The organism is Glycomyces lechevalierae (genome assembly GCF_027622945.1).
Lineage (GTDB): Bacteria > Actinomycetota > Actinomycetes > Mycobacteriales > Micromonosporaceae > Glycomyces > Glycomyces rutgersensis.
Genome location: NZ_JAPZVQ010000022.1, coordinates 23,056 through 38,047, shown reverse-complemented (window position 1 = coordinate 38,047; position 14,992 = coordinate 23,056). Strand labels below are relative to the sequence as shown.

The window sequence follows — 14,992 nt, the reverse complement described above, 5'->3', positions numbered from 1 at the left end:
CGGCGCAGCGTTCGATCAGGCGTTGAGGGCTTCGTTGATCTTGCGGATCATCTCGGCCATGACCGGGCTCGGCTCGCCCTTGTGGGCGCGGTCGGCGGCGTCGATGACGACGCCGATGGTGGTGCGGAAGTTCTCGGCCTCGGCCGGGTCCTGGGCCTCGAGCAGCCGCACCGACTCGGTGATCGCGGGGAACACCTGGTCGGCGAGTTCGGCCGTGGACTTGCCCTTGAGCTTGGCGCCCTTGGCGCTGGCGACGACGTGCCCGACGGTGCCGGTGGCGGCCACGAGGGCCAGGGCGGCGTCGGTCGAGACCTTGTGCGCCGAACCGGAGATCCCGGCGGCGGCCAGCAGGGAGACGGTGCCGTGAGCGGCGGTGCGGATGGTGATCTCGTCCTGGGCGGTGAGGTTGACGGTCATTTCGGTGCTCCTTCAAGCGTTGTCGTCGAGGTGTTCCTCGTTGATGAAGCAACTATGGGCGCCCGCGCTTACACGCCCCTGACGCCGAGCTGACACCGCCGCTGACGTGGCGGGCGGGCGAGCGGAGGGCCGATAGGCCGCCGGGGATCGGCCTGCACATCGCCGGGCTGCTCGGGGTGCTGCTCGCGTCGGGAGTCCTGGCGTGGGCGGCGAGCCGGCTCCGGGGCGCGGCCGGGGGTCTGCCCCACCCCGAATCGACCGGCTGACCGCATCGCACCCGCGCCTCCGATCGACGAGGCTCGGAGGAATGACTCATCGAACCGCCAGGCGGGCAGGGAAACTCAAGGACATCGCCGTCAAGTCGACCGCGGTCTGCGCCGCCGCAGCACTCGCCGTCGGGTTCGCGGCGGCCCCGGCCGCGGCCGCCCCGGCGCGGCCCGACCTCCAAGCGCTCACGGACGCGATCGTCGACGCGGGCGCGCCCGGCGCCGTCGTCACCGTCGAGAACGACGACGGCACCTGGACCGGCACCGCCGGGGTCGGGAACGTCTGGACCGGCTCGGCCCCGAACCCGCAGGGCCGCATCAGGATCGGCAGCATCACCAAGACCTTCACGGCGACCATGGTCCTGCAGCTCGTCGAGGAGGGCGCGATCGAACTCGACGCGCCCGTCGACCGGTACCTCCCCGGCGTCCTCCCCTACGAGGAGGACGTCACGATCCGCCAACTGCTGCAGCAGAACAGCGGCATCCCCGACTACGAGGACGACCTCTGGCCGGACGCGCGGACCGCCGCCGAGCACCGTTATGAGAGGTACGAACCCGAGGCGCTCGTGGCGATCGCGACGCAGGATCCGCTGACGCCCAGCGACGACTTCCACTACTCGAACACCAACTACATCCTGCTCGGCATGCTCATCGAAGCGGTCACCGAACACGACCTCGCCACCGAACTGCGCGAACGCATCCTGATTCCCGCCGGCCTGGACCGCACCTACCTCGCCGGGGCGTTCCCCCTCCTGCCCTCCCCGGCCATGCGCGGCTACGAAGCCTTTGGGACGCAAGCAGACCCGCTCGCGGACCTCACGGCGTTCAACATGACCGCCTCCTGGTCCACCGGCGCGATCGCCGCCACCCAGGCCGACGTCAACCGCTTCTTCGAAGCCCTCCTCAGCGGCGACCTCCTCGGCGACGAACTGCTGAACGAGATGAAGACGACCATCCCGGCGTTCCCCGGATTCGGCTACGGCCTCGGCCTCGCTAGCGGCGAACCTTGCGGCACACCGATCTGGGGCCACGTGGGCGGCTCGGTCGGCTACCTGACCTACACCTTCACCGACGACGCGGCCGAACACCAGATCACCATCACCGTCAACCAGAGCCTCACGGCCGCACCGGAAGTCTCCGACGCCGTCACCGAAATGGTCGCGGCCGAGTTCTGCTCCTAGGCAATCCGGCAGCGGACCCCGGCTGCGGGGCGGTCCTGGTCACGCTCCACTTCGACCAGATCCGCCCTGCCCCCGTGGCGGATTAGAGCGGCTTGGCCATGACGCGTTCGCCGACCCGCTCCGGACCCGGCGGCACCGAGTCGGCGAATCCGTTGCGCCGGTACAGGGCCGCTGCGGCGAGGTTGTGGCTGTAGACGGCCAGTCGCAGCTCCGAGGCACCCTCCGCGCGGGCCCACCGGGTCACGGCGGCGATGAGCGCGTCGCCGACGCCGGCGCCTCTCGCGCCGGGGCTCACCCACATCGCGATCAGCTCCCGGGCCTGCGGGTCGGATGCGGGCACGCCGCTCGCCATGCCGACCGGTCTCCCCGCGAGTTCGGCGACGAGGTTGTGCGCACCCGGCATCGCGAGCCGCGACCGCCAGCGCTTCTCACGGTCGCCGTCACCCTCCCAGTCGGCGAGGCGCGACGCGAACGCCTCGGGCGCCTCGGCGAGCGCCGCGAGCCGTAGGCTCCTCCACACTCGCCAGTCGTCGGGCGCGAGCACGCGCAGATCGATCACTTCCGCAGTCTGGCAGGGCTTCGCGGCCCTGCGCCACCGGGTTACCGCTGGTAGTTGTTGAGCCGCATCGCTTCGGCGTTGTCCGGTTGGGCCCAGAACAGGTCATGGAGGTCGTCGGGGAGTTCGGTGCGGTGGGCGCCGGTGGTGCCGGAGCGGAAGAAGCCCGGTTCGCGGTCGTGGAGTTCGCCGAAGGTGGGGATCGCGGCCGCTGAGGCGGGCGCGAGGCCGGGGGCGGCTTTGGCGACGGCGTCACGGACGCTGGTCTCGGGGTCCGCGATGAGGTCGTCGAAGCGGACCCAGACCGGTGCGGGGCTGGCGGAGCGGTGCCAGGAGAGGACGTTCTGGCCCCAGCCGCCGGTGCCGCCGGTGCGGCGGGTGATCATCGCGCGGGCCTCTGCGGCGAACCGGGTCTCGTAGTCGGGTTCGCCTTGGTGCTGGGCGGTCCAGAGGCGGGCCCAGGAGACGAGGGCGTCGCGGCCGTCCCGCACGAGGCAGATGGCGCGGTCCTCGTCGGCGATGACGGGGTCGTCGCGGCGGCGGTGGGTCTTGACGAAGTGCACCTCGTCGGCGGCGCGCATCGCCGCGAAGTCGGCGGGCCGGTCGCGGGCGTCCATGATCTCGGTGCCGATCTGGGCGGCGACGCCGTCGACGTCGTAGACCACATAGGTCGGGACGCTGTAGAGGCGGTTGAGCGCGATGCGGAAGAAGGTGTTGCCGGAGCGGGGGAACGAGGCGAGCCAGATGATCACCGGGGAAGTCTAGAGTCCGCCACCGACAGGACGGCGTGTCCTCGCCCCGGCCGGGCCGCCGTCTATTCTGGAGGACCCTTCGGAAAGGCGATCCCCGTGAAAGCACTGCTGCCCATGGTCGCGCTCCTCGTCGCTCCCGCGCTCGTCTCGTGCGGGGCCGAGGAAGCGGGGGAGGCTCCGCCCGAGAGCGACACCGCCATGACCGTCGCGGACGGCGTGCAGCTCGAGTTCCGCATGGTGGAGTCGTCGCTCGACGGCGACAGCGCCGACTGCGAGGCCCGCTACCCCGCCACCGGCGGCGAGTCCGTCACCCCCGACACGGATCCCGCCGAACCGCTCGACGTGTGCGCCCGGGTCGACGGCGTCCTCTCCGAAGTGCGGCTCGCCCCGGCGATCGTGACCGCCGAGCACGTCGACTACCTCGATTACGACTACGGGACCGCGGGCCTGCCCACGGTGTACGTGGTCTTCGACGAGGAGGGCGTCGAGGCGTGGAACGCCGCCGCGACCGCGGCCACCGAGGAGGACGGGTGGCCCGGGCTCGTGCACATCATGGTCGACGGCCGGTCGGTCGAGGTCACCGACAGCAGCCTCAGCTCCAACGACGTCCACCAGATCCAGGGCATCGCCACCATCGAGGAGGCCGAGGCGGCCGTCAAGCTCATGGCCACCGGCTCGCGCTGACCGCCGCATCGCTGCGCGAACCTTCGGCTCACCGACACGCAGGGGTACCGCGCGACCACACATCGCCGCTATAGTGCGGATTGGACGCTGTTCGCGCCGATTCGCCCCTTAGGAGCGGCTATGAGGACAATGACGACCTGCGTAGCGGCCTCGATGCTGCTGCTGACCGTATCCGCCTGCAGCCCAGAGGAGTCCGAGGAAGGCGACGGTTCGATCGTCTTCTGGACGCCGTACACCACCCCGGAGCGGATCGCGGCGCAGCAGCCCGTGATCGACGCGTTCACCGAGGCCACCGGCATCGAGGTCGAGATGGTCCCGCTCGAACCGGACCAGGCCGGGCAGACCCTCGTCACCTCCGCCGCTTCGGGCGACGTGCCGGACGTGATCGCCCACAACCCGTCGAGCACCGCCGCCTGGGCCGCGCAGGGCCTGCTCGACGACCAAGCGCCGCAGGAGGTCGTGGACGAGCTCGGGGCGGACACGTTCAGCCGGGCGGCGCTGGACATGGTCACGATCGGCGGCAGCCTGCACGCGGTCCCGTCGGACGGGTGGGGCCACACCATCGCCTACCGCACCGACCTGTTCGAGGCCGCCGGGCTCGAGCCGCCCGAATCGGTCGCGGACATCGCGGCCGCCGCCGAAGCGCTCGACTCGGACGGCTTGGCGGGCATCGCGATCGGGACGACCCCCGGGGACGTGTACACGCAGGAGGGCATCGAGTCGATGCTGCTCCCGTTCGGCTGCGAGCTCGCCGAGGACGGCGCGGTCGCGATCGACTCGCCCGAATGCGTCGAGGGCCTGGCCCACTACCAGCGGCTCGCCGCCGCGGCCGGACCGGCGCAAGTGGACGTCGAGGCCGCGCGGGCCGCTTATCTCTCGGGGTCCGCCGCGATGGTGCTGTTCTCCTCCCACATCGTCGACGAGGTCGCCGGACTCGACGTCGACAACCCCGTGACCTGCGCCGAATGCGCCGAGAACCCGCGGTTCCTCGCGGAGAACACCGCGTACCTGACCACGTTCACCGGCACCGGGAGCGAGGCGCCCGTCGAGTACGGGCAGACCACGAACTACGGCATCCCGGCGGGCGCGAACACCGCGGACGCCAAGGAGTTCGTGAAGTACATGCTCACCGACGGGTACGTCGAGAACCTCGCCTCCGCGACCGAGGGCCGCATCCCGGTGCGGCCCGGCCCCGAGGCCGGGTCCCATGAGTACCTGGACGCGTGGTCGGCGCTGCCGTTCGGCAACGACCAGACCCAGGAGGTCTCGATCGAGCAGATCTACGGCCCGGCCCTGGTCGACCGGCTCGCCGCCGGAGCCGAGGAGTTCACGCGCTGGGGCTGGGGCACCCCGGACGCCGAACTCGCCGGCATCGTGTTCTCCCAGACCATCCTCGCCACCGAGGCGGAGGCGCTGTTCGACGGCGCCCCGCCCGCCGAGGTCGCGGCCGCCATGGCCGCGAGTGTCGAAGCGGCGCAACAGGACCTCGGCGGATGAGCGAGACCGAACGGCCGCGTTCGAACACGGTCCGCGATCCGGTGTCGGACCCCGGTGGCACCGTTGAAACCGGGGGCCCTTTCCCGACGCCCCGCAAGACTGTTCGTGTGCCCGGCGGCCGCCGTCCGATGACGATGTCCCGCCGTGAGGACCTGCACGGGCGGCTCCTGGTGGGCCCCACCGTGATCGTCGTGCTCCTGTTCGCGGTGCTGCCGTTCCTGGCGGTCGCGCTGTTCGCGTTCCTCGACGTGCGGCTCGTCGACATCCCGCGCCTCTACATCGACAACCTCGTGTTCACCAGCGAGAACATCGCCGCCGTCTGGGGCTCGCCGCGGTTCTGGTCGGCCGCGACGACCACCGTGGTCTACGCGGCGGCCTCGTCCGCCGGCGCGGTGCTCGTCGGACTCGCGGTCGCGCTCGCCCTGCGGCGGCCCTTCCGGGGTCGCGGGCTGATCCGGGCGCTCGTGCTCGTGCCGTACGTGCTGCCAGTGGTCGCGGCCGCCACGATCTGGAAGACACTGCTCAACCCCGGGTACGGCCTGGTCAACGCCGTCGGCGTCGAATGGCTCGGATGGGCCGAGCCGATCGCGTTCCTCACCACGACGAGCCGCGACCTCGGGCCGCTCGAAGTGCCGGTCGCGCTGTTGTGCGTGATCGCGTTCGAGGTGTGGAAGACCTTCCCGCTCGCGTTCCTGTTCATCACGGCGCGACTGCAAGTGGTGCCCGGGGACATCGAGGAGGCCGCGCAGATCGACGGCGCCGGGAAGACGCGGATCTTCCGGCACCTGCTGCTGCCCGAGCTCGCGGGGGTGATGGCGCTGCTCGCGGTGCTGCGGTTCCTGTGGTCCTTCCAGAACTTCAACGACATCTACCTGCTCACCGGCGGCGCGGGCGGTACCGAAGTGCTGGCGGTGCGGGTCTACTCGGAGCTGGTGGTGCGCGCGAACATCGGCACGGCTTCGGCGACCGGGCTGCTCATGACCGGGATGCTCCTGGTCGTGGTCGCTGTGTACGCGTGGATGATCAAGAGGGAGCGGGCATGAGCGAGCCTTGCACGGGAAGTTCCCGTCACCCGCAGCCCAGAGGTGCAGGTCGCCTTCGGCGTGCCCGCCTCACCGCCGAGGACGCGGTCCTCGGCGCCCTCCGCTGGGTCGTCATCGCCGTCGCGGTCGCCGTCACCGCCGGGCCGCTGCTCTACGGCATCTCGCTCTCCCTGCGGCCCTTCCAGTCCGTGGTCTCCGAGCCGCTCAACCTCATCCCCGACGAGATCACCTTCGACTCGTACCCGACCGCGATGGCCGAATACGGCCTCGGCGGCAACATGTGGAACTCCCTCCAAGTCGCGCTCGCCACCGCCGCGCTCGCGATCCTCTTCAGCGTCCTCGGCGCCTACGCGGCCGTGCGGCTGCGCTTCTTCGGCCGCAACGCCGTGAACGTCGTCTTCCTCGGCGTCTACCTCCTCCCCGGCATCGTGCTCGCCGTGCCGCTGTTCGTGCTGCTCAGCCGCATCGGCCTCACCGGGTCGCTCGTCGGCCTCGTCTTCGTCTACGTCGCCCAGACCGTCCCGGTCGCCCTGTACATGCTCCGCACCTACCTCGTGGCTGTACCGTCCTCAGTAGAGGAAGCGGCGATGATCGACGGCTGCGGCCGCCTCGCCCTCATCCGCCGCGTCGTGCTCCCCCTCGCCCTCCCCGGCGTCGCCGCCACCGCCCTCTACGTGTTCATGATCGCCTGGAACGAGTACCTGTTCGCGCTGCTCTTCCTCGTCGCCGACCGCGACCGCTGGACGGTCTCGCTCGGCATCGCGCAGCTCACCGAGTTCTCGGTACCGACCACAGTGCTCATGGCCGGGTCGATCGCGATCACCGTCCCGGTGGTCGCCGGGTTCTTCCTGGCGCAGCGACTGCTCGTCACGGGACTCACCTCAGGCGCGGAGAAAGGCTGAGCCACATGGCAATCCGACTGGGCATCCTCGGTGCGGGCGCGCGCGGCTCCAGCACGTACGGCCGCTGGGCGATCGAACGCCCCGACCGCGCCGCCGTCGCGGCCGTCGCCGACCCGATGCCGCACCGCCGCGAACGGCTCGCCGACGCCGCGGGCGTGCCGAACGAGCACCGCTACCCCGACTGGCGCGACCTCGTCGCCGACGCCGCCGCGATCGGACTGGACGCCTTCGTGATCGCCCTCCCCGACCGCCTCCACCTCGAGGCCGCACTCGCCGCCGTCGAGACCGGCCTGCCGATCCTCCTGGAGAAGCCCGCCGCGACCACCCCCGGCGACCTCGAGGCCCTCGCGGCCGCCGCCCGAGAGCACAAGGCCCGCATATGGATCAGCCATGTGATGCGCTACCAGCCGTTCTGGCTCGCGATCCGCCGCCTCGTCGACACCGGGACAATCGGCCGGCTCGTGACCATGCGCGTCGAGGAGAACATCGGCTTCTGGCACTTCGCGCACTCCTACGTGCGCGGCAACTGGCGCAACCTCGCCACCTCGAGCCCGATGGTCCTCGCCAAGACCTGCCACGACCTCGACATCATCCGCTGGTTCGCGGGCGAACCGCCCGCGTCCGTCGCCAGCGCCGGCAGCCTCACCTACTTCCGGCCCGAGCACGCCCCGGAAGGCGCGCCGGACTACTGCCTCGACGGCTGCCCGGCCGCCGACTCGTGCCCGTTCTACGCGCCGCGCTACTACGTTGAGGCCCTTGCGGACCGGGACGGCTGGCCGGTGGCGCTGCTCGGCGACGACCTCAGCCCGGAGGGTCGGCTGGCGGCGCTGCGGCGCGGGCCGTACGGGCGGTGCGTGTTCCACGCCGACAACGACGTCGTGGACCACCAGCAGACGGTCGTCGACTTCCCGGGCGGGTTGACCGCGACGCTCTCGACTTCGGCGTTCACCGGGCAGAACACGCGGACCGTGCGGCTCACCGGGACGGCGGGGGAGATCGCGGGGAACCTGCGGACCGGGACCCTCGAGGTCGATCTGTTCTCGCCGACGGCGGTGCTGCCCGAGCTGCCGGGGGCGCGGGCCGGGGCGTCGTCGACGCGGAAGCCGATGGACCACAAGGTGTTCGAGATCTACGCTGGGCCGGTGGACGCGACCGGGGCGCCTGACGATCGGGGGCATTCGGGCGGGGACGAGGCGCTGGTGGACGCGTTCGTCACCGCGCTCGAGGGCGGGGAGGCGGCTTCCACGGACCTCGAGGCCTCTTTGGACAGTCACCGGATGGCGTTCGCGGCCGAGCGGGCGCGCCTCGAACAGCGCACGATCCTTTGGGAGGCAATGTGAGTTGGTGGCGGAGCGCGGCGATCTACCAGGTGTACCTGCGCAGTTTCGCGGACGGCGACGGGGACGGGATCGGCGACATCGCCGGACTCGAATCGCGGCTCGGGTACCTGCGGGAGCTCGGTGTGGATGCGCTGTGGATCAACCCGTGGTACGCCTCGCCGATGGCCGACGGCGGGTACGACGTGGCCGACTACCGGGCGATCGACCCGGCGTTCGGCACGCTCGAAGACGCCGAGCGGCTGATCGAGGCGGCGCATCAGTTCGGGCTGCGGATCATTGTGGACCTGGTCCCGAACCACACCTCCGATCAGCATCCGTGGTTCCAGGAGGCGCTGCGCGCCGGTCCGGGTTCGCCTGCGCGCGAACGGTTCCACTTCCGCGACGAGGTGAACAACTGGCAGTCGCGCTTCGGCGGCCCGGCGTGGTCGCAAGTGGAGGACGGGCAGTGGTACCTGCACCTGTTCGACTCGTCCCAGCCCGACTTGAACTGGGACCATCCGGAGGTGCGGGCCGAGTTCCTGTCGATCCTGCGGTTCTGGCTCGACCGGGGCGTGGACGGGTTCCGCATCGATGTGGCTGCGCGCCTGGTGAAGCAGGCCGGGCTGCCGGACAAGCGCGGCCGGTTCAAGGGCGTGCCGACATTCACCGACGCTGACGACGAGCCGGACAAGGACCGGCCGGAGGTGCACGAGATCTACCGCGACTGGCGGCTCGTGCTCGGCGAGTACGGGCCGGAGCGGGTGTTCGTGGGCGAGATCTGGGTGCGCGATCCCGAGCGGTTCGCGCTCTACCTCCGCCCGGACGAGCTGCACACGGCGTTCAACTTCGAGTTCCTGAAGTGCGCGTGGGAGGCCGGGGCGCTCAGAGAGGTGATCGACCGGACCATCGCGACGCACGCGAAGGTGGGCGCGCCGCCGACCTGGGTGCTGTCGAACCACGACGTGACCCGGCATGTGACCCGCTACGGCCGCGAGAACAGCATGTTCTTGAAGCGCGAGCACGGCGTCCCGACCGACCTCGCTCTGGGCGAGCGGCGGGCGCGGGCGGCGGCGCTGCTGACGATGGCGCTGCCCGGCGGTGTCTATGTCTACCAAGGCGACGAGCTGGGGCTCCCCGAGGTCTTCGACCTGCCCGACGCGCTGCGCGAGGATCCGGTGTTCCGCCGGACCGGCGGGCTCGACCTGGGCCGGGACGGCTGCCGGGTGCCGCTGCCGTGGGGCGGCGACGCCCCGCCGTTCGAGTTCGGCCCGGGCGGGGCGTGGCTCCCGCAGCCGCCCGAGTGGCGGGAATCGACGGTCGCGAGCCAGCTTGGCGACGCGGACTCGATGCTGTCGCTGTACCGGCTCGCGCTGCGGATCCGCCGGAGCGAGGCGGCCCTCGGCGACGGTCAGTTGCGTTGGCGGGACAGTGAACCGGGGGTGCTGGACTTCGAGCGCGAGCCCGGTTTCAGGTGCGTCGTCAACCTGACCGGGCACGAGATCGACGTCCCGGCGGGCGAACCGCTCATCGCCAGCGCAGCCCTGGACGGCAGACGGCTCCCGGCGGACGCGGCGGTCTGGCTGCGCACGGTCGACTGACGCCGTTCACTTCGAGCACCAATGGATCGACGGGCCCATGAGCACGACGATCAGTGCGAGCGCGCCGAACACCAGGGAGAAGAGGCCGATCAGCGAGGACCCGTTCGTGTAGGCCGTATTGAACGCTCCGAAGAGGACGGTGGCCGCTTCGAAGGCGATCGCGGTGAGCCAGATCGTCCAGGGCGCGTGCTCGCGTACGGGTGCGGGCGGTGTCGTCATCGGGGCCTCCAGGAGTCGCCGGGGGGACCCGCAGCGTAGGGCCGCCGTGCCGGGACCGGTCCCGGCGCTTTCCCGCCGGGCTCAGTCGGCGTCGGGCGCTTCGAGCCAGAGTTCGGGGACGCGGGCTTTGATGGCGGCCATCGCGTCGATGTGGGTGCCGTGCGGGAGCCGGATCATGTAGCGGGGCGGGCCGGCGGGCAGGACCATGCGGTCGAGGAGCGGGTCGCCGGAGTCGACGGGTTCGTGGAGGCGCAGGTCGATGGACCAGGACGTGAAGGTGAGGTTCGGCCAGGAGTGCGTCTGGGTGACGACGTACTCGTGGAGGCCGACGGCGGCCACGTCGTTCCAGGGGATGACGGCGCGGGCGTCGCCGTCGGTGAGCCAGAGTCCGGTGGAGTCGGTGCTGATCGCGAGATCGCGGCGGCTCCGGGCGACGCGCAGGCAGATGAAGGCGAGCACGCCGCCGAACAGGAGGAGGAGTGCGCTCCTGGAGAAGGAGAAGAGCTGGCTCCGGGTGTGGACCATGTCGGTCGCCGCGATCGCCATGGCGTACGCGCCGATCGCCGCGAGCACCGCGCAGACGAGGCCGGCGAACACCCATCTCCGGGCGGTGCGGCGGCCGATGGGGACGGGGGTCGCGTCGGGCTGCGGGGTGGAGGCCGGTGCGGGGTACATGGTGGGCCAGCCTAGGGGCGGTCGGCCACCGGACCTGCTGGGGCCGTTCGCCCGTGGCGCGTGTCGCCGGGTCTCGCTAGAGTTGCCGCCGAGGAGGTGAGCCGTGCGCAGGAGCTCGGAGTGGGTGGCCGTCGAACGCAGTTCGCCGACCCGTCGGATCTCCTCCCTGGCGCTCTACTCGCTCACGTGCGCGGCGTTCATCGTCGGCCTGTTCCTGCTGGTGCGCACCGAGCCGGGGACGCTCGACTCCGGCGAGCCGAACCCGGTGGCGGCGCTGCCGGGGTTCTTCACGGTCATGGCGGTGCTGGGGGCGACGAGCTTCCTCGTGCCGCTCGTACGGCCGCCGAAGCTGATGGTGAACCATTTCGGGCTGCGGGTGCGCGCCGGTTTCGGCAAGAGCCTGCTCATCCCGTGGAGCAACATCGAGGAGCTGGCGGCGATCCACGTGGGGTCGAAGCGGCGCGGCACCTCGTACCTCTTGTTCGCGGCGGACAACTACCTGGGGCGCGGCGGCTCGGACCGGCCGGGGTTCCTGGGGCGGTCGGTGCTGCGGGAGGCCAACCGGGCGACGGAGGGCTTGGTGGCCGGGTTCGATCTGGCGGTGCGCTGCAAGGACTTCGCGCTCGAACCGCAGCAGCTGCTGGCGCGGCTGGCGTCGTTCGCGCCCGGTCATGTGCAGGTCGTCGACCGGCTGTGAGGCACGACGCGCCGGTTTGTTCGCCCTGAGCGAAATCGCGTACGCCCGCACGTCGCGGCCCTGCCGATCCTCAAGGCGCGGTGGGGATGCGCGTCTTGCACCAAATGCCGCCCCCTGACCCGTGCTGGTGATCCGTACACTGGAGGCGACCTGACGTCCCGGCCGGTCATGGCGACGCTTGCGAGCCAGAGACGAGCGCCGGCCGATGGTCGCCTCACCCGACCGGCCGCTCTCGCCGGCGGAACGTCCAGCATTGGGGGTACCCGTGGCGTCGATCCCGGACGAGGGCCTGCGCGCGACCCTGGCCACCATGGCGCCCGGCACCGCGCTCCGCGACGGCCTGGAGCGCATCCTGCGCGGCCGCACCGGCGCACTCATCGTCGTGGGCTGCGACAGCCAGGTCGAGGAGATCTGCACGGGCGGGTTCGAGCTCGACATCGAGTTCTCCGCGACCCGCCTGCGCGAACTGTGCAAAATGGACGGCGCGATCGTGATCACCACGGACGGCTCGCGCATCGTCCGCGCCGGCGTCCACCTCATGCCCGACCCCTCGATCCACTCGAACGAATCGGGCACCCGCCACCGCACCGCCGAACGCGTCGCCATCCAGACCGGCTTCCCCGTCATCTCGGTCAGCCAGTCGATGCACACCATCGGCCTGTACATGGGCTCGATCCACCACCTGCTCGAACCCTCCACGCAGATCCTCTCCCGCGCCAACCAGGCCCTCGCCACCCTCGAGCGGTACAAGCTGCGCCTCGACGAGGTCGCCGGCAGCCTCTCCAGCCTCGAGATCGAAGACCTCGTCACGGTGCGGGACGCCGTCACCGTCCTCCAGCGCCTCGAGATGGCCCGCCACATCGCCGACGAGGTCGAAGGGCACGTCATCGAACTCGGCACGGACGGACGGCTCCTCGCCCTCCAGCTCGACGAGCTCATGGCCGGCGTCGACACCGACCGCGAGCTCATCGTCCGCGACTACCTCCCCGACGACGCCGACTACCGCCGGGCCCTCCACACCGTCGACGCCATGAGCTCCCCCGAACTGCTCGACCTCATCGCCGTCGCCCGCTCGCTCGGCTACCCCAACTCCCCGGACGTGCTCGACCGGCGCGTCAGCCCGCGCGGCTACCGCATGCTCGCCAAAGTGCCGCGGCTCCCCGAAGCCGTGATCGAACGCGTCGTGGGGCACTTCGGGGCGCTCCCCGAACTCCTGGGCGTCACCGTCGAGGAACTGCAGGACGTCGACGGCATCGGCCCGGGCCGGGCGCAGAGCATCCGCGAATCGCTCACCCGCCTCGCCGAGGTCTCGATCCTCGACCGGTACCTCTGAGTCAGCCGCGGCTACGTCAGGCGCAGCCTCGTCGGCGCCGAGACCGCGTCGCCCAGCCGCGCCCGCAGCTCGTAGTCCCCGGCGGGCAGCTCCCGGCGCGCGCCCGCGCACTCCGCCTCCGACGCGAGGCCGTCCACCGTGAACTCCACGGTCTGCCCCGCGCCGTCGGCCAACTCGACCTCTTCACCCTTCGGGGTCTCGCAGTGCGCCGTCGAATAGACCACGTCCTCGCCGGCCGCCAGCTCGACCGCCACCTCGCGCAGGTCCGCCGTGCACGCCGTCTCCGCGCCGCTCGCGACCAGGACGCTCACCGGCACCTCCGAACCCGAGCGCACCTCGTCGAACGCCGCCACCACCTGCAGCATCAGATCCTCGGCCGCACACGGCTCCACCGCCGGCACCGTCGGCGAGGGCTCCACGCTCGGCTCGGCCGCGGGCTGCGTCTCGCGCACGAACGGCCGGTTCAAGGTCGACGAAGCCGAGGGCGTCTGCCACTCGTGCTGCGCCGCGTCCGCCTCCGCCGCCGGATCCTCCTCACCGCCGCCCAGCGCGTTGAGGCCCAGCACGACCAGCAGCACCAGCACCAGCACCGCGACGGCCACGATCGCCCGCCGCCGCCAGTACACCGACTCCGGCTCCGAGCCCTTCACGAACTTGCCCTTGAAACCCTGCACGCCGGGACGCTAACGCAGCGGAGCCGCACGGTAGCGGAATTACACGCGACCCTCGCCGACGGTTGTCGGACCTCGCACCCACAATGGGAGGCATGCTCGCCGCCGACACCACACCGGAACTGCCCGCCCCCGACACCGTGAGCGGCAGGCTCCTCCCCTGGTTCGACGCCCACAACCGCACCGAACTGCCTTGGCGCCGACCGGGAACCAACGCCTGGGGCGTGCTCGTCTCCGAGGTCATGAGCCAGCAGACCCAGGTCGCCCGCTGCGCCCCCGTCTGGGAGGCCTGGATGAAGCGCTGGCCCACCCCGGCCGACCTCGCCGCCGCCCCGACCGCGGACGTCCTGCGCGAATGGGGCCGCATGGGCTACCCGCGCCGGGCCCTGCGCCTCCAGGAATGCGCGCGGATCGTCGCCACCGACCACGGCGGCGTCGTCCCCGCCGACCCGGCCGAGCTCGAGAAGCTGCCCGGCATCGGCGTCTACACCGCCGCGGCGGTCGCGGTCTTCCACTACGGCCGCCGGCACGCGGTCGTGGACACGAACGTGCGCCGCGTCGTCGCCCGCCTCGGCGGCCAGAGCGACGCCGGGACCGCCACCACGAAAGCCGACCTGGCCGCCGCCGAGTCGCTGCTGCCCGAGGACGCGCCCACGGCCGCGCGCGTCTCCATCGCGCTCATGGAACTCGGCGCGCTGGTGTGCAAAGCGCGCGCGCCCGAGTGCGGCACCTGCCCGGTGAGCGACGTGTGCGGCTTCTCCGGCCAGGAGGTCCCGGCCGGGCCGAGCCGCAAGCGCCAGAAGTACAAGGGCACCAACCGGCACGTCCGCGGCGAGGTCATGGCCTTGCTCAGGGACGCGGACGGGCCGGTCGAGCGGGAGCGGATCGACGCTGTCTGGCCGGATCGGAGGATGCTCGACGAGGCCGTCGCGCAGCTTGTGACCGAGGGTCTGATCGGCACCGACGAATCGGGACGATTCGAACTCCCGAGTCAGTGACAAACCGCGCGGTCGCTGGTAGCGTCTGAACTGAGAGAACTTCACGATGCTCGGTCGGCGCCGATTCTCAAATCGGCGGCCCTGGGTCGAACCTCACTCGTCACCAAGTGAGGCGCCGGAAGGACCACTGGGTCCACTCACCGCCGGTGCCAGGGCCGAATCGCCTACCGCAGGGCCGCCCCCG

Annotated in this window: 16 protein-coding genes; 10 read left to right on the top strand and 6 right to left on the bottom strand. The window is 71.3% G+C overall.

The genetic code is table 11. The features are described from left to right. Positions 1-15: 15 nt before the first annotated feature. Positions 16-417 (bottom strand): hypothetical protein, encoded by a 402-nt coding sequence (locus O2L01_RS23795; protein ID WP_270124528.1) that lies wholly within the window; start codon positions 415-417, stop codon positions 16-18. A gap of 307 nt (positions 418-724) precedes the next feature. Here O2L01_RS23795 and O2L01_RS23790 point away from each other — a divergent pair, with 307 nt between their 5' ends. Beyond that, positions 725-1,864: a serine hydrolase domain-containing protein gene (locus O2L01_RS23790; RefSeq protein ID WP_270124527.1), complete on the top strand. Its 1,140-nt coding sequence runs from the start codon at positions 725-727 to the stop codon at positions 1,862-1,864. An 82-nt stretch (positions 1,865-1,946) separates the two neighbouring features. Here the strand turns inward: O2L01_RS23790 and O2L01_RS23785 are convergent, their stop codons facing one another. Together O2L01_RS23785 and O2L01_RS23780 are read right to left on the bottom strand one after the other, a co-directional pair. Further along, positions 1,947-2,423 (bottom strand): GNAT family N-acetyltransferase, encoded by a 477-nt coding sequence (locus tag O2L01_RS23785; RefSeq protein WP_270124526.1) that lies wholly within the window; start codon positions 2,421-2,423, stop codon positions 1,947-1,949. Between the two features lie 41 nt (positions 2,424-2,464). Further along, the gene (locus O2L01_RS23780; protein ID WP_270124525.1) at positions 2,465-3,172 is read right to left on the bottom strand and encodes a sulfotransferase domain-containing protein; all 708 of its coding nucleotides are present in this window, start codon (positions 3,170-3,172) and stop codon (positions 2,465-2,467) included. Between the two features lie 96 nt (positions 3,173-3,268). Between O2L01_RS23780 and O2L01_RS23775 the strand changes: the two genes are divergently transcribed. From O2L01_RS23775 to O2L01_RS23750, 6 genes are all read left to right on the top strand, one after another. Continuing rightward, the gene (locus tag O2L01_RS23775; protein WP_270124524.1) at positions 3,269-3,856 is read left to right on the top strand and encodes a hypothetical protein; all 588 of its coding nucleotides are present in this window, start codon (positions 3,269-3,271) and stop codon (positions 3,854-3,856) included. A gap of 120 nt (positions 3,857-3,976) precedes the next feature. After that, complete coding sequence (locus tag O2L01_RS23770) at positions 3,977-5,353, top strand: ABC transporter substrate-binding protein (RefSeq protein WP_270124523.1); 1,377 nt, start codon at positions 3,977-3,979, stop codon at positions 5,351-5,353. 134 nt (positions 5,354-5,487) lie between these two features. Next, on the top strand, positions 5,488-6,396 hold the full coding sequence (locus O2L01_RS23765) for a carbohydrate ABC transporter permease (RefSeq protein ID WP_270124522.1): 909 nt from the start codon (positions 5,488-5,490) through the stop codon (positions 6,394-6,396). Beyond that, positions 6,393-7,298, top strand: coding sequence for a carbohydrate ABC transporter permease (locus O2L01_RS23760; protein ID WP_270124521.1), 906 nt, complete (start codon positions 6,393-6,395; stop codon positions 7,296-7,298). Before O2L01_RS23765 ends, O2L01_RS23760 begins: the two co-directional genes overlap by 4 nt. Positions 7,299-7,303: 5 nt before the next feature. Further along, positions 7,304-8,638 (top strand): Gfo/Idh/MocA family protein, encoded by a 1,335-nt coding sequence (locus tag O2L01_RS23755; protein ID WP_270124520.1) that lies wholly within the window; start codon positions 7,304-7,306, stop codon positions 8,636-8,638. Beyond that, complete coding sequence (locus O2L01_RS23750) at positions 8,623-10,215, top strand: glycoside hydrolase family 13 protein (protein ID WP_416259811.1); 1,593 nt, start codon at positions 8,623-8,625, stop codon at positions 10,213-10,215. The genes O2L01_RS23755 and O2L01_RS23750 overlap by 16 nt, the downstream gene beginning before the upstream one ends. Before the next feature lie 6 nt (positions 10,216-10,221). Here O2L01_RS23750 and O2L01_RS23745 read toward each other — a convergent pair whose 3' ends face one another. Continuing rightward, positions 10,222-10,434 carry a hypothetical protein gene (locus O2L01_RS23745; protein ID WP_270124518.1) on the bottom strand — a complete coding sequence of 71 codons (213 nt, stop codon included), beginning with the start codon at positions 10,432-10,434 and terminating at the stop codon, positions 10,222-10,224. 81 nt (positions 10,435-10,515) lie between these two features. Beyond that, complete coding sequence (locus tag O2L01_RS23740; protein ID WP_270124517.1) at positions 10,516-11,109, bottom strand: hypothetical protein; 594 nt, start codon at positions 11,107-11,109, stop codon at positions 10,516-10,518. A 103-nt stretch (positions 11,110-11,212) separates the two neighbouring features. Here O2L01_RS23740 and O2L01_RS23735 point away from each other — a divergent pair, with 103 nt between their 5' ends. Then, a complete protein-coding gene (locus tag O2L01_RS23735; RefSeq protein ID WP_270124516.1) occupies positions 11,213-11,806 on the top strand; it encodes a hypothetical protein in 594 nt (197 codons plus the stop codon). Between the two features lie 205 nt (positions 11,807-12,011). Then, positions 12,012-13,139, top strand: coding sequence for a DNA integrity scanning diadenylate cyclase DisA (gene disA, locus O2L01_RS23730; protein ID WP_374727633.1), 1,128 nt, complete (start codon positions 12,012-12,014; stop codon positions 13,137-13,139). An 11-nt stretch (positions 13,140-13,150) separates the two neighbouring features. Here the strand turns inward: disA and O2L01_RS23725 are convergent, their stop codons facing one another. Continuing rightward, positions 13,151-13,813 (bottom strand): hypothetical protein, encoded by a 663-nt coding sequence (locus O2L01_RS23725; RefSeq protein ID WP_270124514.1) that lies wholly within the window; start codon positions 13,811-13,813, stop codon positions 13,151-13,153. A 92-nt stretch (positions 13,814-13,905) separates the two neighbouring features. On the opposite strand from O2L01_RS23725, the gene O2L01_RS23720 reads away from it, so the two are divergent. After that, positions 13,906-14,808 (top strand): HhH-GPD family protein, encoded by a 903-nt coding sequence (locus O2L01_RS23720; RefSeq protein WP_270124513.1) that lies wholly within the window; start codon positions 13,906-13,908, stop codon positions 14,806-14,808. Positions 14,809-14,992 lie beyond the last annotated feature (184 nt).